This window comes from Nitratireductor sp. ATLC21 (assembly GCF_057196525.1).
Genome location: NZ_JBXUOU010000001.1, coordinates 1,535,961 through 1,561,259, shown reverse-complemented (window position 1 = coordinate 1,561,259; position 25,299 = coordinate 1,535,961). Strand labels below are relative to the sequence as shown.

Here is a 25,299-nt window from a genome sequence, read left to right as displayed (position 1 = left end):
AGCCGATGATCGGATATTGTGTCCATCGGATTTTCCGTGCAGCGGCGTTTGCCGCATTGATGTGCTCGCCCTCCTTGAGTGCTGACTGGAACGGAGACTGGGACTCCACCTATGGTCAGCTCCGGTTGCTTCAAAACGGTGATCGCCTTTATGGAGACTATGCCGAAATCGGCACGATCGAGGGCCGCCTCGGAAAAGACGGGCGCACCGCGCGTGCTTACTTTGTTTATCACGATGGCCGTTGGGGGACTGTGGAATGGCGTATCGCCAATGACCGCCTGAGCGGACACTGGAGCTGGAGTAGCGATGGCCTGCCACAGCCAAAGGGGGGTAAAAGCTGGACTGCTACGCGCAGTTCGGCCCGCACCTCACCCTTGAAATATGCCAGCCAGACGAAGTCCGCTCTACCGAAAGATGACGCCGTAAACCAGGATCCGTTCCGGCCCTGGTTTTCGTTCGCGGCGGACAAGGCATCGCCATCTGTATCGGTTGATCCCCGCGATGGTCTTTCTCGCTGGTATCGTGGCTATGATCTCGTCAACATCGATCCGGCCTTCGAGATCGGTGTCGATGTCATTCACTATGAAGGGGCTGACACAGCCGCCGTCGACCTCAGCATCTATGTCCGGCCGGGCGGCACATGTGCGCAGACCCTCCACACCGGCTTCTGCAAGGAACTGCATGACAAGGCGGACAGCCGCGGCTTCCTCTCGGCGACCGTGACGGGGGCACGTCTCAAAAACCGCGGCTCCGTCGATGAGCTGATCGAAGCCACATTCCGCCTTCCGGGGGACAGCCACGAGCGATTGCTGCGCATCCGAGAAGACGTCACCTATCACAGTGTTTTCATCCATCACCCGCAGCGAGGGGTCGATTATGAGGGGTTCGCGCGTTTGCGTTCGCATCTCTGCGAGCAGACTCGGTGCAGCAATGACATTTTCAATGATCTGAGACAGCGGCCCGGGACCTACCGCATCAAGTTGGGCGAAGCTTACATCGCCCGCATGATCGGCCTGCCAAACCGCATCGCGGCATCGCATCAGACTTCCAAACCGCATCCCGATTCCACCAGACCGCCGCAACAGGCCGGCGGCGGCCGGCCTATGATGTCGGATCCCTGGGCCATTCTCGAAGAGACCGGTGATAATCTCGGCGAGATCTCATTCGACCAGTCTGCCGGCGGCTTGATGGCGAAAGGAAAGTTGCGCGGTTTCTTTGAAACCGACGAAGATCATCAGGTCGAATTCAAACTCGCAGGAAAGACCGATGAAGCGCTCGCCTGGGAACTCACGGTCTATTCGGGTCAATCGGGCGAACGCAAACATGGGCGCATGCTGACTGAATTGCCTTCTCATGCTCGCAGAAATCCGCGGGGCACCCTGATCGTCGGTGAGGATATCCTGCTCTTCGAGCTTGTGCGTCCCGTACGCGGACTTGATGCCTCGGAGGCCGGCGATACGCCTGCGATAGGCATTTACAGCGTGAGCTACCGGCTGCGCGATGTTCCCTTAAACCGCACCATGAACCTGCGCCAGAAGCCCAGCCGTTCGTCCGCTGTCATCGGTTCGATCTCGCCCCGCGCAACGGGTCTGCAAATGCTCAAATGCGCCGACGAGATCAATGCACAAGCATTTCAGGAGGCTGGTTTCGAGCGCCGGCTTTCGATGTTGTCAGCGACCTGGTGTCAGATCACCAACAATCAAGTGTCCGGATGGGTGCCCGGCATCTATCTCGCGCCTGAAACGTACTGAGGAGCACGCCGATGCAGCGAGTTTTTTCATATATCGTGACCGTTCTGCTCACCGGGTGGATACTGATCGCAACGGCATCTGCAGCCGACTATCTTTATGACCACAACGGTTCGCGTATGCGCGTCAATGTCGAAGGCAACAAGGTGAAAATCTACTACCAAAAGCCCAGGCAGGGGCTTGCTGGTGCCGGCGTGCGGGCAGGAACGCTCCTCTTTGATGGCAAGGTCTCAAACGGCTATCTCGAAGGCATGAGCCGGATCTTCAATCCCAATTGCGGGGAGGTCGATTACTTTGTCTATGGGGATTTCACGCCCGGCCGATCCTTCATGCTGAACGGGGCAGCTCCGGTATTGTCGAATATGAGCTGCCGGATCGTGGACAATGTCTATGAGGGGGACAATGCCAATCTGCGCTTCTCCGCAATCGGCAAATCAAGCCAGACACCTTTGTCAAAAACCAATCAGGGCGGGGCAAGCTGCGTGGTGGGTGTCAATACAAGCTTGAACGTAAGGGTGGGCCCTGGGGCAGACTATGGGCGTATTGGTGAACTGCCGGCCAATGTCTGCGGCTTGAAAATCCTCGACCGCTGTCAGGACGATTGGTGCGTGGTCGCATTCAACGATCTCACGGGCTGGGTTTCCATGCGCTACATCCGACGTTGACACTGTCGCGTGACGGAATGGTTCTTCTCGCAGGAGCCTAAAAAATCTGGTGTTCCTTTCGCCTGCAAACATTCTTCTGCAGCAACACTGCCTGTTGCATCGCGGTGTTGCGAATGTAATCTTCCCCACCGTTAGCTGAACAAGACTTTCATGGGGCATTCATGCGGGCGGGGGAAGAATGTGCGCGAAAGGAGTCGGTCATGCAGAACCGAAATCTCGTCGCGCCCGATGGTACACCGCTGATGCACCGCACTATTGTCGGTGAAGACAGAACCGGCAGGGTTGCCTATGTGACGCATTCGCAGGCACAGCATTCGCTCAATTTGCGGCCAACTCTGGAAGGAATCGCCGCCAGGGGATGGACGGTCCATTCGACCGATCTCCGTGGACATGGATTTTCCTCGGGCCCGAGAGCGCCGCTTGCCCATATGGACATCGATCAAGGATGGGAACGCCTGGTCGGGGACCTGGTTTTGGGCTTGAGTACGGCTTTCGAAGGCGTGCCTTGGGGGGATCGAATGGTCGTAGCTCCCAATATCGGGGCCGTTCTTCTGTTGGAGGCTCTCAAGGAGTGGCCGGATCTGGCGCGGAGTATTGTGTTTATTGCTCCGCCACCCAATCAACCGACCCTCCTGAAACTTGCCCGCAGCATCGTCAAGGCTCGCAGTCTCTTTCACCCGCTTGATGAGCCGGATGAACTGACACTGCATCAACTCTACACATTTCTCGGCGCGCGGCTTTCGGATCGCAAGCGCCTCATCGATGTTATCTCCAGTGACCGCGAGCTCACCGATGCTCTACTGGAAGACGAATACGCCTGGCCCACCCCGACGACCGGTTATTTCTATGAAATGTTCCGCGGAATCGAAAAGGCCTGGAAGTGGCCACAGGATCTTCAGGTAGCCGAGGGCACGCGGCTCCTCATTCTCTATGGAGGGGATGATCCGATGACGGCCAATGGAAAGTTTGTCGGGCCGATGCGCCGTCAGCTCGACACCATGGGTTTCAGGGAGATCCAGGTTCATTGCGTGGAGCAAGGCAGATCGGGCCTGTTCATAGAGGAAAAACGCCTAGGCATCTCAGAGATCATCGAGAACTGGATTTCGGGTGACGGAAACGCATTCAACCGTGCGCCAACGGCCGAACATGAGGACCTGTCGGGCATCTCCACCGGTGTTCTGAACAAGCTCGGCCTGACCGACGTCAACAGGGAGTTGAGTACCGAAGAGCTCGTCGAATTGTGCTACCACGCCATTGACGACGAGAGCCGCTGGATCGAGATGCTCTATCGTGTCACCTACGCACTGTCCGCAGATGACACGATCGACGACGGTCATCTGGAGGCGCTCGTTCACGCTCTGATGCCCCATTGGGACCGCTCGTTCCAGCTCAATCGTCAGATTATGCAGTCCGCGGCAATCGGTGCGGTGCTGCAGAATGTCCTGGACCGTTTCAATCTCGGCATGGCGATCGTATCGCCCGATATGGCTGTGACGTATTCGAACCTTCTGTTCAACCAGCGTTTGGCTTCCCTGCTCGGGGATGAAACCCTCGCTGCCGGCAATGTCGATGCTGTGTCTCGGTCACTTCGTGATTGTGTGGGCCCGGATTTCGTTTCTCGATGTCATTCAGGTTCCGGCGAAGTCTTGCTCGTCATTGGCGGTGAGGTCGTTGGCTTTCACTTCCGTCCGAAGGCTTTGCGCCAGACGGCTCTGCAGCGCGGCGGCGCTTCGGGTGTTCTTATTTTGCGCACGCGGACGCAGATGGAAGATTACCCTGCAGATCAGACGATCGAGCTTTTGCAATTTGCCTACGGGTTGACGAACAAGGAGGCCGAGGTCGCCCTTTGCCTTCTGGAGGGGTTATCCCCTGATGCCATTGCAAGGCGCAGCGATGTGACCGTCAACACCATCCGCACTCATCTAAAGCGAATCTACGAGAAAACAGGGGTTCAAGGGCAAACCGAGTTGGCCGCGCGTCTGCTCAACGGTCCGGTGGGCCTTATATTCCGGAGCGCAGGGACGACCTCATCGCCTGCCGAACACCTTCACATCGAGACCAGCGAACCGCGATAGCGTGCCAACTCACCCAAATGGGTGACGCGGGATGGTAACCCTCATGTCAGCTTGCCGGCATGGAAAGAACCGTTTGCCTTGTCCTCCGAGCCTGCTTGATCACGAGTCTGCTGTTCAGCCAGCTCGTTTCCGCTTTCGCGCAATCTGGCGGCTTCTATACAATGACCGAGTCCTACAGCACGGTCACCGCCATTGAGGAAGGTTCCCCCACCGATGGCTGGCCGGACGGCAAACCAAATGTGGTGGCGGATCCGGATGATCCGGGAAACGTGATCCTTCACAGCGGTTGGTCTGGCGAAGCGATGTTCGGCAGAGGCTGGATCAGGCTGGGGGAAACGACATTCGTCCAGCGCGACCTGACATTGCCGGAGGTCAATCTTCTTTTTCCCTATTTTTATGTGGCGGGCGACGGTTACGACCCGGATATCTTTCCCCTGGACAAGCGTTTCATTGGTCCCAGGGCACTGACATTGCTCTCGCGACGGCCTGACTTTCCGAGCGCAAGGCTTTTCTTTGAAGCCGAGCCAAGATTCGGCGAGTTGCGCGCGCTCCTGCCCATCGACGAGCATCTGGTTCAGATCTCCTTCCAAACGGTTTGGATTGAGGAGGACCTTGTTGGTGAGGCGCTCGCCACAGTGGCCGTTTTCGAGCCAGACGAGCCAGGGTTGGTTTTTTCGGAGGCTGAAGCTGATCCCTCGCTTCTCGGTGATGATCTGGAATTTACCGAGGAAGAGGCGCTGGAAGCGCTTGCAGGAGGCCCTCGTTCAGACGCGCGAGCCGATTCCCAGGATGAGGAGGGTCTGAATTTCACCGAAGATGACGTTCGCCGCTTCATCGATCAGGAAAACGACGACTACCTAAAGATATTGGGCTGTGCAGCCGGATGGCGTGCCTGCCCATACGACCTCGACCCGGAAGCGGTTCGTATCTGGATGCAAATCGAAGAAGACCCTGCCGAACTTCTCGCTGAGATCGTCAATGAGCGGCGCGCAGCGGAAGGTCGATAGAGGAGACATGACAACAATGCTCGTTCACCAGCTCAAAGCAAAATTCTGTGCGCCGCTGCGGCAATGGTCTGCTTGTTTCGCCTTGGGTTTTGGCGTCCTGTCGATCCTGTTCGCATTTGGTGCATCGGCTTCCGCTGAAACCACCGGCTATAAGGTGTTCGGGGAGGCCGGTATCGCGATATCCATCGCCGACAATCCGCTTAACGGGCGGCATGACACCAGCTTTACAGTGGTGGCCCGAAATGCCGAAGACTGTTTCAAGCTGGGTGATGGCGTTGAAGCGTTGGAACGCATCTGTGAGAAAATGGGTAAGGAGGGCCTGAGCCGTCTTGTGTTTCAAGGCAAGCTGCGCCGCGTCGAGGCGCAGACACTGGAAGGGGCGATGGCCCTGCCGGACGGTGGATTCTCCTTCGATGTGCGTTTGATGCTCAGGGGAGGCCGTGTCGCGATTGCGCAGCTCTCGTTCAATGGCGGACCGATGAGGAGCCTGCTGACAACCCACGAGGCGGCGATGTTTGAACGCCTCTCCGGCAATGTTCCGCCAGCCAACCTGCCTGCCGAAAACTGGCGCTTGCCACAGGAAAAGCTCCCGACGATCGGATTTGATCTGGAAGCCAGCTTTGTGGCCGATGGTGCGGGCTACCGCGCCACGGCCGTCCTCTGGTTTCGTGCGGAAACCGATGAGGTAAGCGGTTTTTGTCCTGATACGGATGCGTTGCGCCGCATCTGCGAACGCATCTACAAGGACGGGCCTCTTGAGATGCGCGTGAGCCTGGATAAGCCGGCGCCACATGGCACGGCTGGTTGGCATGGCACTGTCAGCTCGACGGGCTGGCCCGCAGGAACGTTTGAAGTCGATCTTTACCGTGGCAGCGCAATTGCTGATTGGGGCGATGAAGAGCCCGGTGCCTTCTACCTGCGCTTTCGCTCCCCTGGTGTTCTGCCGGGCGGTGAGGAAGTCGGTTGGTTGAAGATCGAACCGATGGGACGTGCGCCGGTGTCACTTGATGAACTGGCTGAACGGGGCACTTTTGATCGCCCACCAGCGATGCCTCCGGCGCCTCCATCCGGTGCTCAGGGCTTGGCCGGCGATGCATGCGCCGCGCTGCGGGCGCGCATGTCCGGTCTTCCGGATCGAGAGGCGCGGGAGAGAGCGGCTCAGGTGCTCGGCGAAGCGGGCTTTTGGGGTGGTATTCTACCGGGCGATCCGGAGGGGTGCCGGCGTGCCGCGGCAGCTCTTGACGCTGCAGGTGTCGCGCCTGCCGAGGGGGCTGCCCGTGACAGCGCCGAGCGGGCCAACAATCCTGCCTGGAGACATGTGAACGGTTCTGTTTGGCCGGGCCTTGAAAACGCCTTCCATATCCGCACCAATGGGCCGAACGGCCCGAAGCTGGAGCTTTCAACAGACAGAAGCGGGCGGCCAATCATTCGTATCGCACCCTTCGACGGCTGCACCCGGCAAAGTGACCGGCAAAGTGACCAGCAAAGTGAATTGTGCGCGTTGCTTCAAAGAAACCCGGGCGAGCATGCGATACAGGATGCCGCATCCAGCCGTGACATCCTTTATGGCAGGTTCAGCCTTGAGGGTGCTTCATTGCTGCTTCGCGTGACAAAATCGGCGGATGGTAAAGTTTTGGCAAATCTCTCCTACCTCGACACGCGGGCGGCCCTGACGTTCGGTGATTTCGCTGGTGGTGCTCAGTAAAGACAGGTGCCCGTATCGGCTCGCTCGGTTCCGCCCGTCCGCGGTCTGAAGGTCGTTTTAGGGCCAAGCCGCTTATCCATCGGCCACCCCGCTTGTAGTAAATGTTCTTTTAACGCCGCCCTCGCGGTAAACCCCTACTTTTCAATATCTTTTGGGTTTCAACGCCAGCAACGCGTCCAATTTTTCTGGTTCAACTCTGCAATTTACCTTTGATCACAAAAACAAGCGGTATTTGGATAGTAAAACGATACCGTTCTACTAGCCTGCCAGCTTGTTGATCGAGTGGGCGGCTGATCAAATCAAGGACGCATGCCCGCTTTCCAGGGTGGTAACCGGGGGTGCGGATGACAGGGTGCAGCAAGATCGGTCCCAGCGGCAAGCGCCGTCGAAAATTCAGACTTACCCTTCTTCTTTCCGGCACGTCCTTGCTATGCGCTCCAGCTGCAGGCCTGGCAGCCGACTTCACCCTCGGGAATTATGCTCCGGGTCACTATCCCGTTGGCGATTATGATGGGGATCCTGCGGCAGTCGTCGGGGGTCAGAACGATGATCACGTCGGCCAGACGGAGGTCAACAACGGTGTCACCAACACGCTGCAGGGCAGCTACGATACGATTGAGGGCGGTGTTCCGAACTGGACCCAGATGACCCTGGACCAGATCGAGGCTGATGGCCGCGTTCTGAACGGGGCCATTTTGCCGGATGGCGTGCTTACCACCGGCCAGCAGAATCAGACCGTCACCTATTTCGACGAGACCAACCAGGAAAACGTCACGGTCAACGTCTACAATTCCGGCAATTTCAATGTGGCGCCCGATGCCCGGACCTTCACCATCTGGGACGATGTGGACGATCAGGAAGCCTATCTGGACCCGCGTCTTGCAACCGTGAGCAATGGTTCGAGCCTTTCCGTAGTCGTGGGTACGCCTGGAGGCGACACTTCGGCTGCGGGGAACCAGCTCAACATGCCGATGAAGGCAAGCCCCAACACGGGGGGAAACATCATCAGCGCCTACAAGGTGGAGGGCAATTCCAGCCTGTCATACGACACGTCCACGCGGTTCGATCTTGGAGAATACGCAACCCCAGGCCAGGAGAACAACACGGCCCGTGTCTCCGGCGTGAATTTTGATCAGGGCGTGGTGGTTCCTGAAGGCGCCACCTGGATCAATCCTGTTTCAGGGGTGGAGGAAGCCATACCGGCCGGGCCCGTCGTCGACGTCGCTTCCTTTCAGAACTACAACAATTACCTGATCGGTCAGATCCAGAAGGGCGAGTTTTCAGTGCCCGAGGGTGTCGCTCTCGAACAGGCTTACAAGGATAAACTGGCCACCGCCTACAGCACGCACACGGTCGATGTCGAATATCGTCAGGCGGTGAAGCCGAAATATGTGCAGGACATGCCGCTTGGCCAACGCACGCTTATCCATGGAACCGACACGGCAGCGATCACCATCAAGGCAGGAGAAACCATCGAGGACGTGACCGCTGGCGGTTCGCATTCCATTGCCAATCTTGAAGACAACGCAACCCTCCAGAACAACGGCACGCTTTCCAGCCGGTACAGCGCCCACGCAATCATCGGCAAGGATGATACCGACATCCACAACACCGGAACGGGCGTGATCTCCAATTTCATTCCCGACGCATCGGGCAATGTGGATCTGGCAGGTCCCTATTCACGGGGCGTGGTGATCGATGGCAACGCCAACTTCACCAATGATGGCATCGTCAATGTCGCGGCTTCCACCAGTCTTCCCCACTGGCTTTCCCGACCGGAGAACAACCCTGACAGTCAGCGACAGGACGAGGACACCGGGTTCTGGAATGCCGGTGTGGTGATGGGGGGGAATTCCACCGCAACGAACACAAGCAGCGGCATCATCAATGTCGGCACGAATGGCGCGGGAGGCAATGTAAGCCTCGTCGACGGTGTGTTCCTTCAGGGGCAAGCGTCTTTCACCAACGAGGGTTCCATCAATATCGGCAAGACCGCGCAGCTCGAAAAGGCGGATTCGCAGACCGATACCAGCAACAACTCTGCGATACTCACGGGCATTCGTGTGCTCGGTGATGCAAAGGCCGAGAATGCGTCCGGCGCAACGATCACGATTGGTGCGAACACCGGACGGGCAGCCGCCATGTATGCCGGATCGGGTACGGCCGGAACGGAAGCCGAGGGCACGGGTGCTCTGGAGCTCATCAACAATGGTACGATCATCATCAACGGCAATCGCGGCGGTTCGCCCAACGTAAATTACGCGATGGCCGCCGAGAATGTCGAAGGCACAATCACGCACAATGGTGACATCCAGCTCAATGGTGTGAATGCGCGCGGCGTCTATCTTTATGGTACCCGCGTGGACACCCACGCCGATGTGACCGACACGTCGACCATTCTTGTTGGCGGTGGCTTCAATGCCGGAACCAACACCCGAAATTATGGTGTTTGGGTTCAGGGCAGTCACGCAACGGCCAATGTCGACGGTATCGTCAATCTGGATGGTGTTGGCGGTATCGGCGTTCATGCGCGACAGGGCGGCGTGATCGATCTTGGCAACACAGCAGAAGTCAACTTCATCGGCGGCTCGGACCAGATCGGCTACTTCATCCATGGCAACGGGTCGGCGATCAACAATGTCGCCAATGACCTTGATGTCAGCACCGATAATTCGACGCTGTTCCGCATCGAGGATGGCGCCTCTTATGATGGTGTGGGCGGTGGCAACGCCCGCACATTGACTGCTTCAGGCGCGAATTCCACCATCCTTCAGGTCACCGGCAACAACACCAACGCTGAAACAGGCGCAGGCACCTATAGCCTTACCGGCGACGGTGCTGTGGCTGTTCGCTCCGAAGGCGGTGCCCATGTGGACGTCAACGCGAACACGCAGATTGGTCTCGACGGCGACAACACGATCGGCGGTATCGTGGATGGGCGTAAGATGGATCTGGCCGGCAATGTCACGGATACGGGCCGCAACTCCGTACTGGTCAATCAGGCGACCCTTTCTTCCGCGAACAATGGTGTAACGGGTCTCATCACCCGGCACGGTGGCAATCTCACCAACGATGCCGCGATTGCCTTCACCGGCACCCAGGCCACGGGCATTATCGCTGAATCCAGCGGTCGCGGCGTGAACAATGGCGCAATCTCCATCTCGGATGGCACCGGCATTCTGGTGCGCAAGTCCGGTCGCATCACCAATCAGAACACGATCGACATTACACAGGGGCAGGGCGCGGTTGTTCAGGACCGGGGTGTGTTCGACAATGCGGATGGCGGCAACATCACGGTTCAGGATGGGACAGGCATCCTGGTTGAGAACACGGACGGAAAGACGTCCACTGCTCAGGTGACCAATGCCGCGAACATCGTGGTGAATGACGGTGTCGCAGGCATCCATGTTCGCAATGGCGCCGCTCTGGATGGGGCCGGTCTTGCCGGCACGATCACTGCTCGCAATGCGGCCCATGGCGTTCTGATCGGCAACAATGCTTCAGGGCTTTTGCTGGGTGCCACGCGGATCACCACAACCGGTTCCGGCAATGGTATCGAGAATGCCGCCGAACTTGGAAATGTCGAACTCCAGAACACGGAAATCCGGGTCAACGGATCAGGTGCGGGCATCCGCACTGGCACGAGTTTCACGGCGGCATCGAAAGCACAGATTGATGTAAACGGCACCTCGGCGACGGGTTTTTTGTTCGAACTTGCCGGTGGCGGTGCCACCAGCAAAGATCTGCTTATCACCGACAATTACACGATCAATCTGAACCCATCGACCAATGGGGCCCGCGGTGTCGACGCCAATACGTCGGGCGATGTCGAGGTGCGCAGCACACTCAACGATAAGGGAAATGGAAACACCGCAGTACATCTGACACAGGCCGGCACAGCGCATGTCGGCGGTGCCATCTCCGTCAACACGGGCTCCGGAGCAAACGGCACAGGCGTCTATGTGGAGAATGCGGAACGCGTCATTCTGGACGGTACGATCGATGTCGGCCAGGCGGGCGGCTCGGCTCTCGCTGTGGAAAGCGTCGCCACCGAAGCCGTCAATCTTGGATCGATGGTCTCCGCGAGTTCCGCGCCGGTGGTCGATCTTTCTCCCTCATCCGGCACCGCATTCAGGAATTTCGGCACCGTCAAGGCGAACGCTTTTGATGCGACAGCCGTCCTCGGCAGCAGCGGTGCCGATACGATCTCTTTGGGGCGGCTTGCAGGTTTTTCCAGCGCTGTAACCGGTATTATCAATGCCGGCGCTGGTACGGACAGCGTCCTCTGGAATGCCGGCTCGCTCATCGGCAGCATCGAGATGGGCGCTGGCAACAATGAGCAGCTCACGATCGTGGGTCGTGACTTGTCTACCGTCTACCACCTGGATGGTGGGGACGGCACCGGCGACACGCTCAATCTCGCCAATATCACCTATCACGGCGGCTCGTTCGCCCAGGATGATGCCTTCGGCCAGCGCATAAAGGGGATCAATCTCGGTCAGGATTGGGAGACCATCAACATGACCGACAATACAGATTTCACCCTGACCGGTGATCTTCTCTATGGGAACATCCTCTACCTCGACAATTTCAGCGTTCTGCATGTCGGAGACAACGTCAATGCGCGCCTCGGCCTTCCCGGATCAGTCTACCGAAACCGCGGTGTGCTCGATCTGACGAACGGGGCTTACTCGCTGACCGACACGTCCACGATATCCGGAGACTATATCGGGGCCGGCCAGAGCCAGTTATGGCTCAACACGCGGCTTTACGACGACTTCTCACCGACCGACATGCTGATCATCAACGGCTCCTCCGAGGGAACCACGTCGATCAGGGTCAATGTGGATCCGGGCAGCCCCGGCGCGCTGACATACAACGGCATCAAGGTCGTGCAGGTTGATCAGGACGCCCGATCGAACGCGGTGTTCACCCTTCAGGGTGACTACGAGTTCCAGGGCGATCCGGCTGTTGTCGGTGGTGCGTTCGCTTACCGACTGTATAAAAACGGTATCACCGATCCCACCGATGGCGACTGGTACTTACGTTCGACCATCGAAAACCCACAGGTGCCGCCGGGCGGCGGGCCGCAGATACAGCCCTCACGGCCGCTTTATCAGCCAGGCACGCCGATATACGAAAACTATGGGAATGCCCTGCTCGGTCTGAATTCCATGCCAACCCTGCAACAGCGCGCGGGCAATCGTTATTGGAATCGCAACCAACTACCCCAGACCATTTTCTGCAAGGATCCCGAGCAGAACTACCGCTGTGTGGTGAGCAGCGAGCAGGAAAGCTACTATCAGCAGGACAAGGTCATCGTCGGCGACAATGGTGTTTGGGGTCGTATCGAGGCTTCGCACGGCTCCTTTGATCCGGGCGGCTCAACCACCGGCTCGAGCTATTCGCTGGGACAGTGGAAGATGCAGGCAGGCGTAGATGGCGCTGTGGCGGAGACCGAGCATGGCCTACTGGTCGGCAGCCTTGGCGGCCACCTCGGCACCGGGCATGCTTCTGTCGACTCCTTCTTTGGTTCCGGCAAGATCGATACATTTGGCATTGGCCTTGACGCGAGCCTGACCTGGTATGGTGAAAACGGTTTCTATGCCGACGCCCAAGGAAGCTTGAATTTCTACGACACCAAACTCAGCTCCGATTTGGCGGGTGAGCTCGTCGGCGGTGCCGGGGCGTTCGGCTATGCCGCATCTCTCGAACTGGGCAAGCGGTTCACGCTGAACCCGCACTGGACCGTAATACCGCAGGCCCAGTTGCTCTATTCCTCGGTAAAGATTGACCGGTTTGAGGATCGTTTCGGTGCGGTGGTGACACCTGATGACGCCGACAGCCTGCGCGGGCGCATCGGGCTGGCTCTGGAGTACCAGACCGAGTGGACCACAGAGGACGGTCAGGAGCGCCAGGCAGCAATCTACGGCATTGCCAATCTTCATCGTGAGTTCCTCGACACACAGGCAACCACTGATGTCGTGGGGACGAAGTTCAGCAACGGCTCAGCTGATCTCTGGGGTGAAGTGGGCGTCGGTGCTTCCGTCAAGGTTTCCGAAACGATGGACGTGTTCGGCGAAGCCCGCTACGGCGCTTCTTTGCACGGTGAGGGCTCGGACCAGAGTTTCGGTGGCAATCTCGGGCTGCGTGTTACCTGGTGAACCCTTTCCTGTTGCATGGTCGGAACGGACCAGGGCCCCGCATGGAGGCCCTGGTTTCTTGGCGCGTGTTCGTTGCCTTGTTCTGTGTGGCGACGCTCACTGCCTGCAATTCAGCCCGCATCGAGTCCACGGTCCCCACAGAGAGGGCGTATGCTGGGGAGCAATTTCCCGTTCGGCTGGTTGATCGAAGCAAGTTCGACAAGTCCTATTGGCCAAAGGACGTGGTCAATGAGACGGGTCTTCCTGCCGGGACGATCCTGGTCGATACCGAAAGCAATTTTCTTTATCTGGTGAAACCCGACGCGGTCGCACGCCGCTACAGGATCGCGGTGGGTGCCGCAGGCAAGGCCTGGAAGGGCGAGGCAGTGGTGGCACGCAAAAGCAAATGGCCGGCCTGGCATCCCACGGATGACATGCATGCCGAAGCCCCCGGGCTCCCGCAGCGCATAGAGCCCGGCCCGCACAACCCTCTGGGTGCCAGAGCGCTCTATCTATACCGCGATGGCCGCGACACGCTCTATCGGATCCACGGAACCTCAGAGCCGTGGACGATCGGCACCAAGGCGTCTTCTGGCTGTATTCGTCTCTTCAATGAAGATGTGATCGAACTGTTCGATCAGGTGCCTGAAGGCACCAGGGTCATCGTTCACTAGAGCGTGGATCCACACCCGTTCTCTACGGGACCAGTGTCTTTGCCTTCTCCCTCTGCTTCACTCTGACCCGCTGATGCTGGCTGTGAAGGCCGTGTCAGTCCAGCATGTCCGAAGATGCTACGCTTGAATCATGCTGCTGGTTGTCTGCCCGATGCTTCGCTAGAGTTATGATAACTCGAGTGACAAGCAGGGCATGAGTAAAGACGTATGAGCGCACGCGGAAATCGACTGGATGACGCCGCACGGGCAGGATGGCTCTATTACGTGGCAGGGAACACGCAGGATCAGATTGCCGCGGCGCTGGGTGTTTCACGGCAGTCGGCGCAACGTCTGGTTTCTCTTGCTGTGTCGGAGGGGCTTGTTCGGGTGCGGATCGACCATCCGATTGCTGCTTGTATGGAATCGGCGCGCCGGTTGAAGGAGCGCTTCGCTCTTCAGTTCGCTGAAGTGGTGCCCAGTGATCCTGAATCGAATTCGACCACTGTGGGCGTGGCGGAGGCGACAGCGGCCCAGATTGAGCGTCATCTGCTTTCGCCGGAGCCGATTATTATGGCAATCGGTACAGGGCGAACGCTCAAGGCTGCGATCGAACAGCTGCCGCCGATGGAATGTCCTCAACACCGCATCGTTTCGCTGACAGGAAACATCGCGCCCGATGGTTCGGCGGCCTATTACAACGTCATCTTCACCATGGCGGATACCGTAAAGGCACGCAGTTTTCCCATGCCCCTGCCGGTTATCGTTTCATCCTCCGAGGAGCGAAATCTCCTTCACGAGCAGCCGATGATTCGTCCCGCGCTCGAATTGGCGAGAAGGGCGGATGTCACGTTTGTGGGTATCGGCGACATGACTGACAAGGCACCGGTGTTTGAAGACGGCTTCGTTTCTAGGCCGGAGCTGGAAGCTCTCCAAAAGGCTGGTGCTGTGGGGGAGATCGTGGGGTGGTCTTTCGGCACAGACGGTACCTTCATCGAGGGCGGTCTGAACGAGCGTGTTGCAAGCGCGCCATTGCCGTCGTCGGAAACCTCGCTCGTCATTGCAGCCGCGATGGGCGCGCGGAAACTTCCCGCCATCAAGGCTGCCGTCAGTCGCCACATCGTCAATGGGCTGATCACCGATGAGCGCACAGCGACAGCTCTGCTGGAGGCTGGCTGAGCCGAATTTTCGGGCGCGCACTTCTGTTTCGCCAGGACAGAAGGGCTTGACTTTGTGGTGAAGTGAGTATTTGCTCACTAACATAGCATTTGCTCAAATCTTTGGGAGGAGACCATGAGGGCGAAGCTTCTGGCCATGATGACGTGCTCGGCAATAACCATTGCTGTCGCGGCGCAGGCGGAAACACTGACAATCGCGACCGTGAACAATGGCGATATGATCCGTATGCAGAAGCTTGCGGGTGCGTTCACGGAAAAGCATCCCGATATCGAACTGGAATGGGTGACGCTGGAGGAGAATGTCCTGCGTCAGCGCGTCACGACTGACATTGCCACCAAAGGCGGCCAGTACGACATCATGACCATCGGCACTTACGAAGTGCCGATCTGGGCGGCGCAGAAATGGCTTGTGCCACTCGATTTCGGCCCGGAATACGACGTCGATGACCTGCTGCCCGCTATCCGGGCAGGGCTCTCGATGGATGGAACGCTTTATGCGGCGCCATTCTACGGTGAGAGTTCCTTCGTCATGTATCGCAAGGACCTGTTCGAGGAAGCGGGGCTTGAGATGCCGGAGGCCCCCAGTTGGGATTTTATCGGCGAAGCCGCGCGCAAGATCACGGACAAGGACAATGAGGTTTACGGCATTTGTCTTCGTGGCAAGGCTGGCTGGGGCGAGAACATGGCCTTCCTTACCGCCATGGCAAACTCGTTCGGTGCGCGCTGGTTCGACATGGAATGGAAGCCGCAGTTCGATCAGCCGGAATGGAAGGAAGCCCTGCAGTTCTACATCGATCTCATGAACGATGCCGGACCGCCCGGAGCCTCCTCCAACGGCTTCAACGAGAATCTGGCGCTTTTCCAGACTGGAAAATGCGGCATGTGGATCGACGCCACGGTAGCGGCATCCTTTGTCAGCAACCCGGATGAAAGCCAGGTGGCCGACAAGGTGGGGTTTGCACTTGCGCCCGACAAGGGGCTTGGCAAACGCGGAAACTGGCTCTGGGCGTGGTCTCTGGCCGTTCCCGCAGGTTCGCAGAAAACCGATGCCGCAAAGACCTTCATCGCCTGGGCGACCAGCAAGGAATACAGTGAACTCGTCGCGGAGAAGGAAGGCTGGGCCAATGTGCCGCCCGGCACGCGGACCTCGCTCTATGAAAACCCCGCCTACCAGGAAGCTGCGCCTTTTGCGGACCTGACCATTAAATCCATTCAGGCAGCCGATCCGACCAGCCCAACGGTCGAGGAGGTGCCATATGTGGGAGTGCAGTTCGTCGCGATCCCCGAATTTCAGGGCATCGGGACGGCAGTCGGCCAGCAGTTCTCGACAGCGCTTGCCGGGCAATCCAGCGTTGATCAGGCGCTCTCCAACGCGCAGGCTCTGACCCAGCGCGAAATGCAAAAGGCGGGATATCCCAAATAAGCCCGCCAACCCCCGGGATCGCGGCCGGCCCTCTCTCTCGGCTGCGATCCCGGTCTCGCCTATCGGTCAACATTCGGTTTGAAGAGGCAGGCTCATGGCCACGCTACAGACCCGCGCCAGCGCCCGGCTGATGATGACGCCCGCAGTCGTTCTGCTCCTTTTGTGGATGGCTGTGCCGCTGGCCATGACGCTCTACTTCTCGATGCTGCGCTACAACCTCTTGATGCCGGGCATGGAGGAGTGGGCAGGTTTTCTCAACTACCGGTTTTTCCTCACGGATCCCGCCTTCATCACAGGCCTGCTGAACACGCTGCTTCTGGTGGGGGGTGTGCTTCTCATCAGCGTCGGTGGTGGCATTCTGATGGCGCTTTTGCTCGACCAGCCGTTCTTCGGGCAGGGCATAGTGCGCCTGATGGTCATCGCCCCGTTCTTCGTCATGCCAACCGTCTCGGCTCTGGTCTGGAAGAACATGCTCATGCACCCGGTGAACGGGCTGTTTGCCTGGATCGCGCGCACATTTGGCCTTCAGCCTGTCGACTGGTTCGGCGAGGCACCGCTCTTTTCGATTGTCATGATCGTTTCCTGGCAGTGGCTACCCTTCGCAACGCTCATCCTGCTGACGGCTCTCCAGTCGCTCGATACGGAACAGAAGGAAGCCGCGGAAATGGATGGCGCAGGTGCGCTCTCGCGTTTTGTCTATATCGTGCTGCCGCACATGGCGCGAGCGATCACCGTGGTGGTGCTCATCGAGACCATCTTCCTGCTCTCTGTGTTCGCGGAAATCCTCGTGACCACCAATGGCGGGCCGGGCGTGCAAACAACCACGGTGACCTATCTGGTCTATGTGCAGGCGCTGTTGCAGTTCGACGTGGGTGGCGCCTCCGCCGGCGGCATCGTTGCGGTGGTGCTGGCGAACATCGTTGCCATTTTCCTCGTCCGCCTCATTGGCAAGAACCTGGAGTAGGAGAGACCCGATGGCCCGCGCCGTTTCCACCCGCACCCGTCTCACCTTCACAGTCATAGGCTGGCTCGTTGGCTTCGTGATCTTCTTTCCAATCCTCTGGACGGTGTTGACCAGCTTCAAGTCCGAGGGTGCTGCGATCGCAACGCCCCCACAATTCCTGTTCTTCGAGTGGACAGCGGAGAACTATGTCGAGGTCAACAGTCGGTCCGACTACCTGAAGCATTTCATGAACTCGGTGGTGATCTCGCTTGGTTCGACCCTGCTCGGCCTCCTCATCGCCATCCCGGCAGCGTGGGCCATGGCCTTCGCTCCGACAAAGCGAACCAAGGACGTGCTCCTGTGGATGCTGTCCACAAAGATGCTGCCGGCAGTCGGTGTTCTGGTGCCGATCTACCTTCTGTTTCGCGATGCGGGGCTGCTCGACACGCGCATCGGTCTGGTGCTCGTCCTTACCATGGCGAACCTGCCGATCATCGTGTGGATGCTCTACACCTATTTCCGTGAGATCCCCGGAGACATCCTGGAAGCTGCCCGTATGGACGGCGCCTCGCTCGCCAAGGAAATCGTCTATGTGCTGACGCCGATGGCGGTCCCGGGCATCGCCTCCACCTTGCTTCTCAACATCATTCTCGCCTGGAACGAGGCCTTCTGGACGCTCAACCTCACCGCAGCCAAGGCAGCGCCGCTCACGGCCTTCATCGCTTCCTATTCCAGCCCGGAGGGGCTGTTCTGGGCAAAGCTCTCCGCCGCATCGACACTCGCCATCGCCCCGATCCTCATCATGGGCTGGTTCTCGCAACGTCAGCTCGTGCGTGGCCTCACTTTCGGCGCCGTCAAATAAGGAACGACAATCATGGGGGAAATCCGTCTCGAAAAGGTGCACAAGGCCTTTGGCTCGACCGTCGTCATTCCCGAGATCGAACTGGAAATTGCCGACAATGAGTTTGTCGTGTTCGTCGGTCCGTCAGGCTGCGGCAAATCCACACTGTTGCGCCTGATTGCGGGCCTGGAAGACACGACAAGCGGCCGGATCCTGATTGACGGTGAAGATATGACGGCTCGCGCTCCGGCAAAGCGTGGCTTGTCCATGGTCTTCCAGTCCTATGCGCTCTATCCGCATATGAGCGTTTACAAGAACATCGCCTTCCCGCTGAAAATGGCAGGAGCGGACAAGGCGGTGATCGACGAGAAGGTGCGCAACGCCGCGCGCATTCTCAATCTGACGGATTATCTCGACCGTCGTCCCGGCCAACTTTCCGGCGGCCAGCGCCAGCGTGTGGCAATCGGCCGGGCGATCGTGCGCGAGCCAAAGGCGTTTCTCTTCGATGAGCCGTTGTCGAACCTCGATGCAGCACTGCGCGGCTCCATGCGGCTCGAGATCAGCGAGCTTCATCATCAGCTCAACACCACAATGATCTATGTCACCCATGATCAGGTGGAGGCCATGACGATGGCCGACAAGATTGTGGTGCTGAACGCGGGGCGTATCGAACAGGTCGGCTCACCTCTGGAGCTTTATCGCAGTCCGCGAAACCTCTTTGTTGCGGGTTTCATCGGCTCGCCGCGGATGAATTTCGTCAAGGGGGTCGAGGCGGAGAAGATGGGAGCGGCGACAATCGGTGTGCGCCCTGAGCACCTCCAGCTTTCCACCGAAAGCGGCCATTGGAAGGGCAAGGTCGGCGTGGCTGAGCACCTCGGCTCCGACACGTTTCTCCATGTCGACATCGAGGGGATCGGCCAGGTCACAGCGCGCGCCGACGGTGAGTTTGCATTGCGTCACGGTGAGACTGTCTATCTCACCCCATCCTCAGAGCGCCTGCATCGTTTCGACGGCGCCGGCAACGCCCTGAATTGATGGACCGGCACACAGGGTAAGCAGAATGAAGAAGGTGTTTTGAGATGTATCTGGAAAAACTCAGGCTCGATGGACGCGTCGCGGTGGTCACTGGTGCGGGGCAGGGTATCGGTGCCGCATGCGCCCGTGCGCTCGGCGAAGCCGGCGCCCATGTGGTTGTAGCGGACCTGAAAGCCGATCTGGGGGAAGCGAGCGTCGAAGCCTTGAAAAAGCTGGGCCATTCGGCAGAGAGCATCGTGCTGGACGTGACCAAGTCGGACCAGGTCAATGCCGCCGCAAATGCGATTGCGGAACGTCATGGGCGGATCGACATTCTCGTCAACAATGCAGGCGTGGCGCAGAGCGATGTGCCGGCTGAAGACACCAGCGACGAACACTGGCGCTTTCATATGGACGTCAATCTCGACGGGCTGTTCTGGTGCTGCCGAGCTTTCGGTCGCAAGATGCTGGAACGCGGCAGCGGTTCAGTCGTCAACATCGGTTCCATGTCCGGCGTGATCGTCAACAAGCCTCAGCCCCAGGCATTCTACAATGCCTCCAAGGCGGCGGTGCACCAGCTGACCAGGTCGCTCGCCGCCGAATGGGGACGGCGCGGGGTTCGCGTCAATGCGGTCGCTCCAACCTATATCGAGACACCGCTCACGGCTTTCGGCATTCAGGAAAATCCTGAAATGTATGCCACCTGGCTCGAGATGACCCCCATGGGGCGTGTCGGGCAACCCGACGAGATCGCCTCTGTGGTTCAGTTCCTTGCTTCCGATGCGTCCAGCCTCATGACTGGCTCGATCGTCATGGCGGATGGCGGTTATTCCTGCTGGTGAAGGATGTGAGCCAGGTGACAACGAAGCATGATATTGCGCTTGTGATCTTCGATTGCGACGGCGTGCTCGTGGACAGTGAGCCGCTTTCCATGCGGGTGCTGTTGGATGCGGTTGCGGAATATGGTGTGCATATCGATCCGGAGACAGCTTATGAACTGTTTCTTGGGCGCTCATTGACCACGATCAGATCGCTGCTCAGCGCCGATTTCGGCGTGGATCTCGATGAGGCCGCCCTTTCACGCATGCGTGAGAACCTCTACGCAACCTTCCGGAACGAGTTGCAGGCGGTCAGCGGGATCCAGGAGGCGCTCGACGGTCTCGGCCGGCCATATTGTGTTGCGTCTTCCAGCCAGCCGGAGCGTATCCGTGTGTCGCTCGGGGTGACGGGGCTTCTTGATCGTTTCGAACCGAATGTGTTCAGCGCGACGATGGTGCCGAACGGCAAGCCGGCTCCCGATCTTTTTCTCTTTGCCGCCCGCTCGATGGGCATCGAGCCCGCCCGCTGCGTCGTTGTGGAAGACAGCCCAGCGGGGATCGAAGCTGCGCATCGGGCCGGTATGCGGGTCCTGTGTTTTTCAGGTGCATCCCACGCTGGGTCAAAAGCACACCGTGCCATCCTGAAACGCTTGGAACCGGACCTGATTTTTGACAGGATGCAGCTGCTTCCGGAGCTTCTGGTCCGGTTGGAGGACATCCAGAGAGAGAATTGATGCGCAATTTTGTGGTGGCGGTTGACGTGGGCACAGGCAGCGCCCGCGCCGGTGTGCTTGATCGTGAAGGCCAGCTTTTAGGACGAGCCGAGACGCCGATCCGGATGAACCGGCCTGCAGCAGATTTCGCAGAGCAGGATTCGGAAAACATCTGGCAGGCGGTGTGTGCCTCGGTACGGACAGCGGTTGAGCGGGCAGGGGTGGCGCCTCAGGACGTTGTCGGTATCAGCTTCGATGCCACCTGTTCCTTGGTTGTGCGGGATCGTGATGGTGGTCAGGTAAGCGTTTCACCGGATGGAGAGCCGGGTTGGGACACGATCGTCTGGCTCGACCATCGTGCGCTTGCCGAAGCCGATGAATGTACGCAAACCGGTCACCGCGTGCTGGATTACATCGGCGGCGTCATGTCGCCGGAGATGCAGACGCCAAAGCTGATGTGGCTAAAGCGCAATCTGCCGCAATGTTGGAACGCTGCCGGTCATTTTTTCGATCTGGCCGATTTCCTGACCTGGAAAGCATCGGGTTCGCTCGCGCGTTCGCAATGTACACTGACCTGCAAGTGGACCTATCTCGCACATGAAAACTCCGGCTGGCAGAGCGATTTTTTCGAGATGGTCGGTATCCCGGACATGCTTGAACGCGGGCAATTGCCGGGGGAGGCGAGCCCCATCGGTCTGGATCTAGGACCACTGACCCCAGACGCGGCGGATGCGCTTGGTCTCACGGAACAGTGCAGGGTTGGAGCCGGGCTGATCGACGCCCATGGCGGAGCTCTCGGCGTGCTTGGCGGGTTCGCCGGTGACGCCGGCAGCATCGATCGGCATATGGCTTTGATCGCGGGGACCTCGAGCTGCGTCATGGCCTTTTCGCGTGAGGCCCGTCCCGTACCTGGGGTGTGGGGTCCCTATCTTGGTGCCGCATTGCCAGGATGCTGGCTCGCTGAAGGCGGCCAGTCCGTTTCAGGCGCATTGCTTGATCACATCATCCGCTGGCATGCTGCGGGCGGAGAACCGGATGCGCAGATGCACAAGCGCATCTGCGACCGTGTCAATGAATTGCGGGCCGTAGAAGGATACGATCTCGCTGCCCGGCTGCACGTTCTGCCTGATTTTCATGGAAACCGCTCGCCGCTGGCCGATCCCCATGCTGTCGGGGTCATATCGGGGCTGACCCTGGATGCCTCTTTCGACAGTCTCTGCCGGCTCTATTGGCGAACCGCGGTGGCCATTGCGTTCGGCATTCGTCACATTCTCGATGCGCTGAATGACAAGGGCTATGCAATTGACACGCTTCATGTAACCGGCGGCCATACGAAAAATCCGTTGTTGATGGAGCTGTATGCGGACGCTGCCGGTTGCACGGTTGAAGAGCCGGGCGCCGAGGATGCCATGCTTCTGGGGACCGGGATGGTGGCGGCTACGGCTGCAGGGCTCCACGACAGTCTGACAGATGCCTGTGTAAGCATGGCGCAGAAGGGCAGGGCGCGGAGACCGGACCCCGTTGCTCGGGAACGTTTCGATCGTGACTATCGCGTCTTTCTGGAAATGCATCGTCAGCGCAGAGCGCTGGACGCCATTGCCTCAGGGCGAACCGGCACCTGAGGCGCAATCTCCTGTCCCGCTTCTCTAGGGAAACACAATTCGGGGGAGAGGTTTGGATCGCTGAGGGATGCACTGGCCATCACGACTGACTGGCTTGTGATGTGCTCGCCACGGATCGCCAATCCAGCGTCAAAACGCCTTGTCATATCCCCTACAGGGGGATAGCATTTATCAATGTCCACGGAACCCCATCTTCACGAAACACACCCTCAAATCGTCAAGCGGCTCAAACGCGCCGAGGGGCATTTGCGCGGGGTCATCGAAATGATCGAGTCCGGCAGACCCTGCCTCGACATTGCCCAGCAGCTCCATGCGGTCGAACGGGCCATTGCGCAGGCCAAGAAGACGTTTATCCAGGATCATCTTGATCATTGTCTTGAAGATGTGGTCGGGCCGCTCGCGCGTGAGCGGCGACAGGCGCTCGATGAATTCAGGGAAATAGCGAAGTATTTGTGATGCTGGCGATCCTGAAGAATCGAACCTATCGCCATCTGTTCGGCGCGCAGGTGATCGCGTTGATCGGCACAGGGCTTGCGACCGTGGCTCTGGGGCTGCTTGCTTTCGATTTGGCTGGCGACAATGCAGGCGCGGTGTTGGGAACGGCGCTCGCCATCAAGATGATCGCTTATGTCGGCGTTGCGCCGCTTGCCTCCGCCTTCGCAGAAAGAGTGCCGCGCCGCGCAATGCTGGTGACACTCGATCTGGTGCGCGCCGGTGTCGCAATATTCCTGCCCTTCGTCACGGAAGTCTGGCAGGTTTACGTCCTGATCTTCATGCTGCAATCCGCCTCAGCGGGCTTTACGCCCACTTTTCAGGCTACGATTCCCGATATCCTGCCGGATGAGAGAGACTATACGCGGGCGCTTTCCCTTTCGCGTCTGGCCTACGATCTTGAAAGTGTCGTGAGTCCGATGCTGGCGGCCGCCCTGCTTTCCTTTGTCTCTTTTCACAACCTGTTTGCCGGAACCGTGATCGGGTTTCTCGCCTCGGCGGCGCTCGTGATGTCGGTGGCCTTGCCCAGCCCGAAACCGGCGAAACCACGCGGCATCTATGATCGGACCACGCGCGGCATTCGCATCTACCTTGCAACGCCACGTCTGCGGGGGCTGTTGGCGCTCAACCTGGCCGTCGCTTCGGCGGGGGCTCTGGTGATCGTCAACACGGTTGTCTATGTGCAAGGTGTCTTCGCCCTCGACAATCAGGCGACTGCGCTGGCGCTCGCGGCATTCGGTGGCGGGTCGATGGTGGCCGCGCTCAGTTTGCCCAAACTGCTGGAAACCGCATCGGACCGCACGGTGATGCTGGCCGGGGCGTCTCTTCTGGTGGCCGGTACGCTGGCTGCGGCGGCGCTGCCCGGCTTTGGATGGTTGCTGGCTTTATGGTTCGTGCTTGGTGTTGGATATTCAACGGCGCAGACGCCGTCGGGCAGACTGCTCAGGCGCTCGGCCAATTCGGAGGACCGCCCGGCACTCTTCGCCGCGCAGTTTGCCCTCTCTCATGCTTGTTGGCTGATCGCCTATCCGCTTGCCGGTTGGGCGGGCGCGGCTCTCGGCCTGCCCGCCACGTCGATCATCCTCTCAGCGCTGGCCGCGGTCGCCATAGGGGCCGTCCTCGCCATCTGGCCGGCCGACGATCCGGAGATTGTCGAACACAGCCATGACGACCTTCCGGAGGACCACCCTCATCTTGCTGAAGGTGGACATGGGCGCCGTCACGCCCATGTCTATGTCATTGACGACATCCATGTCGCATGGCCGCGTGAGCGTTGATCAGGAAGAGATGATGCTCACTCGGCTGCGTCGCGTTTGGGCAGTACCCAGCCCGGGCGGGGGAAATGACATGTATACCCGTTCGGGTACCGCTCCAGGTAATCCTGGTGCTCCGGTTCGGCTTCCCAGAAATCGCCTGCGGGTTCCACTTCGGTCACGACCTTGCCCGGCCAGAGACCTGAGGCGTTGACGTCGGCAATCGTGTCCTCGGCGATGCGTTTTTGTTCATCCGTCACATAATAGATTGCCGAACGATACGACATGCCGACATCGTTGCCCTGCCGGTTCACCGTCGTCGGGTCGTGGATCTGGAAGAAAAACTCCAGCAGGCGCCGATAGCTCATCTTTTCCGGGTCGAAGATGATCTCGATGCCTTCTGCGTGGGTGCCGTGATTGCGATAGGTCGCATTCGGCACATCGCCCCCGGTGTAGCCCACGCGTGTGCTGATCACGCCGGGCAGTTTGCGGATGAGATCCTGCATGCCCCAGAAGCAGCCTCCGGCCAGTACGGCACGTTCAGTCATGTCACGTCCTCCACCTGGTCGAGATAGGCACCATAACCTTCCGCTTCCATCGCGTCGCGATGGATGAAGCGAAGGGCGGCCGAGTTGATGCAATAGCGCAGGCCGCCGCGATCCATAGGCCCATCTTCGAAGACATGGCCGAGGTGGCTGTCGCCATGGGCCGAGCGCACCTCCGTGCGGATCATCCCATGGGACACATCGCGTCTTTCCTGGACATTGGCCGGTACGATGGGCTTTGTGAAACTGGGCCAGCCGCAGCCGGATTCATATTTGTCGCTGCTGGCGAAAAGCGGTTCGCCGGAAACGATATCGACATAGATTCCGGGTTCCTTGTTGTGAAGATATTCGCCCGTGCCCGGACGTTCCGTTCCGCTTTGCTGCGTCACGTAGTACTGCTCGGGGGTGAGGCGGGCCAAGGCTTCTTCAGTCTTCTTGTAACTCATTCGCAGCTCCGGCTTCCT

General features: G+C 59.0%; 19 protein-coding genes. 17 read left to right on the top strand and 2 right to left on the bottom strand.

Features of this window, described 5'->3' with window-relative positions:
* Positions 1-5 precede the first annotated feature (5 nt).
* The 17 genes from AC2CHD_RS07560 (at position 6) to AC2CHD_RS07480 (ending at position 24,314) form a co-directional block, all read left to right on the top strand.
* Positions 6-1,751 carry an SH3 domain-containing protein gene (locus AC2CHD_RS07560; RefSeq protein ID WP_484553145.1) on the top strand — a complete coding sequence of 582 codons (1,746 nt, stop codon included), beginning with the start codon at positions 6-8 and terminating at the stop codon, positions 1,749-1,751.
* Positions 1,752-1,762: 11 nt separating this feature from the next.
* Entirely contained in the window at positions 1,763-2,413 is a 651-nt protein-coding gene (locus AC2CHD_RS07555) for an SH3 domain-containing protein (protein ID WP_484553144.1), read from the top strand.
* Between the two features lie 200 nt (positions 2,414-2,613).
* Complete coding sequence (locus tag AC2CHD_RS07550) at positions 2,614-4,488, top strand: serine aminopeptidase domain-containing protein (RefSeq protein WP_484553143.1); 1,875 nt, start codon at positions 2,614-2,616, stop codon at positions 4,486-4,488.
* 95 nt (positions 4,489-4,583) lie between these two features.
* Entirely contained in the window at positions 4,584-5,495 is a 912-nt protein-coding gene (locus AC2CHD_RS07545; protein WP_484553142.1) for a hypothetical protein, read from the top strand.
* 7 nt (positions 5,496-5,502) lie between these two features.
* On the top strand, positions 5,503-7,200 hold the full coding sequence (locus AC2CHD_RS07540) for a hypothetical protein (protein WP_484553141.1): 1,698 nt from the start codon (positions 5,503-5,505) through the stop codon (positions 7,198-7,200).
* Positions 7,201-7,544: 344 nt separating this feature from the next.
* Positions 7,545-13,364 (top strand): autotransporter outer membrane beta-barrel domain-containing protein, encoded by a 5,820-nt coding sequence (locus tag AC2CHD_RS07535; RefSeq protein WP_484553140.1) that lies wholly within the window; start codon positions 7,545-7,547, stop codon positions 13,362-13,364.
* Positions 13,365-13,405: 41 nt separating this feature from the next.
* On the top strand, positions 13,406-14,017 hold the full coding sequence (locus AC2CHD_RS07530; RefSeq protein WP_484553139.1) for a L,D-transpeptidase: 612 nt from the start codon (positions 13,406-13,408) through the stop codon (positions 14,015-14,017).
* 207 nt (positions 14,018-14,224) lie between these two features.
* On the top strand, positions 14,225-15,172 hold the full coding sequence (locus tag AC2CHD_RS07525) for a sugar-binding transcriptional regulator (RefSeq protein ID WP_484553138.1): 948 nt from the start codon (positions 14,225-14,227) through the stop codon (positions 15,170-15,172).
* Positions 15,173-15,286: 114 nt separating this feature from the next.
* Complete coding sequence (locus AC2CHD_RS07520) at positions 15,287-16,594, top strand: ABC transporter substrate-binding protein (protein WP_484553137.1); 1,308 nt, start codon at positions 15,287-15,289, stop codon at positions 16,592-16,594.
* A 94-nt stretch (positions 16,595-16,688) separates the two neighbouring features.
* Positions 16,689-17,558: a carbohydrate ABC transporter permease gene (locus AC2CHD_RS07515; protein ID WP_484553136.1), complete on the top strand. Its 870-nt coding sequence runs from the start codon at positions 16,689-16,691 to the stop codon at positions 17,556-17,558.
* A 10-nt stretch (positions 17,559-17,568) separates the two neighbouring features.
* Positions 17,569-18,399, top strand: coding sequence for a carbohydrate ABC transporter permease (locus tag AC2CHD_RS07510; protein WP_484553135.1), 831 nt, complete (start codon positions 17,569-17,571; stop codon positions 18,397-18,399).
* A gap of 12 nt (positions 18,400-18,411) precedes the next feature.
* Positions 18,412-19,413, top strand: a complete 1,002-nt coding sequence (locus AC2CHD_RS07505; RefSeq protein WP_484553134.1) for an ABC transporter ATP-binding protein — start codon at positions 18,412-18,414, stop codon at positions 19,411-19,413.
* A 44-nt stretch (positions 19,414-19,457) separates the two neighbouring features.
* Positions 19,458-20,234 carry an SDR family NAD(P)-dependent oxidoreductase gene (locus AC2CHD_RS07500; RefSeq protein ID WP_484553133.1) on the top strand — a complete coding sequence of 259 codons (777 nt, stop codon included), beginning with the start codon at positions 19,458-19,460 and terminating at the stop codon, positions 20,232-20,234.
* 14 nt (positions 20,235-20,248) lie between these two features.
* A complete protein-coding gene (locus AC2CHD_RS07495) occupies positions 20,249-20,944 on the top strand; it encodes an HAD family hydrolase (protein WP_484553132.1) in 696 nt (231 codons plus the stop codon).
* Positions 20,944-22,545 (top strand): FGGY-family carbohydrate kinase, encoded by a 1,602-nt coding sequence (locus AC2CHD_RS07490; protein WP_484553131.1) that lies wholly within the window; start codon positions 20,944-20,946, stop codon positions 22,543-22,545. The genes AC2CHD_RS07495 and AC2CHD_RS07490 overlap by 1 nt, the downstream gene beginning before the upstream one ends.
* A 174-nt stretch (positions 22,546-22,719) precedes the next feature.
* Positions 22,720-23,001 (top strand): metal-sensing transcriptional repressor, encoded by a 282-nt coding sequence (locus tag AC2CHD_RS07485; RefSeq protein WP_484553130.1) that lies wholly within the window; start codon positions 22,720-22,722, stop codon positions 22,999-23,001.
* On the top strand, positions 23,001-24,314 hold the full coding sequence (locus AC2CHD_RS07480; RefSeq protein ID WP_484553129.1) for an MFS transporter: 1,314 nt from the start codon (positions 23,001-23,003) through the stop codon (positions 24,312-24,314). The genes AC2CHD_RS07485 and AC2CHD_RS07480 overlap by 1 nt, the downstream gene beginning before the upstream one ends.
* Positions 24,315-24,331: 17 nt before the next feature.
* On the opposite strand, the gene msrA is transcribed toward AC2CHD_RS07480, so the two are convergent.
* Together msrA and msrB are read right to left on the bottom strand one after the other, a co-directional pair.
* On the bottom strand, positions 24,332-24,838 hold the full coding sequence (gene msrA, locus AC2CHD_RS07475) for a peptide-methionine (S)-S-oxide reductase MsrA (RefSeq protein WP_229448247.1): 507 nt from the start codon (positions 24,836-24,838) through the stop codon (positions 24,332-24,334).
* A complete protein-coding gene (gene msrB / locus AC2CHD_RS07470) occupies positions 24,835-25,281 on the bottom strand; it encodes a peptide-methionine (R)-S-oxide reductase MsrB (RefSeq protein WP_484553128.1) in 447 nt (148 codons plus the stop codon). Before msrB ends, msrA begins: the two co-directional genes overlap by 4 nt.
* Between the last annotated feature and the right edge of the window lie 18 nt (positions 25,282-25,299).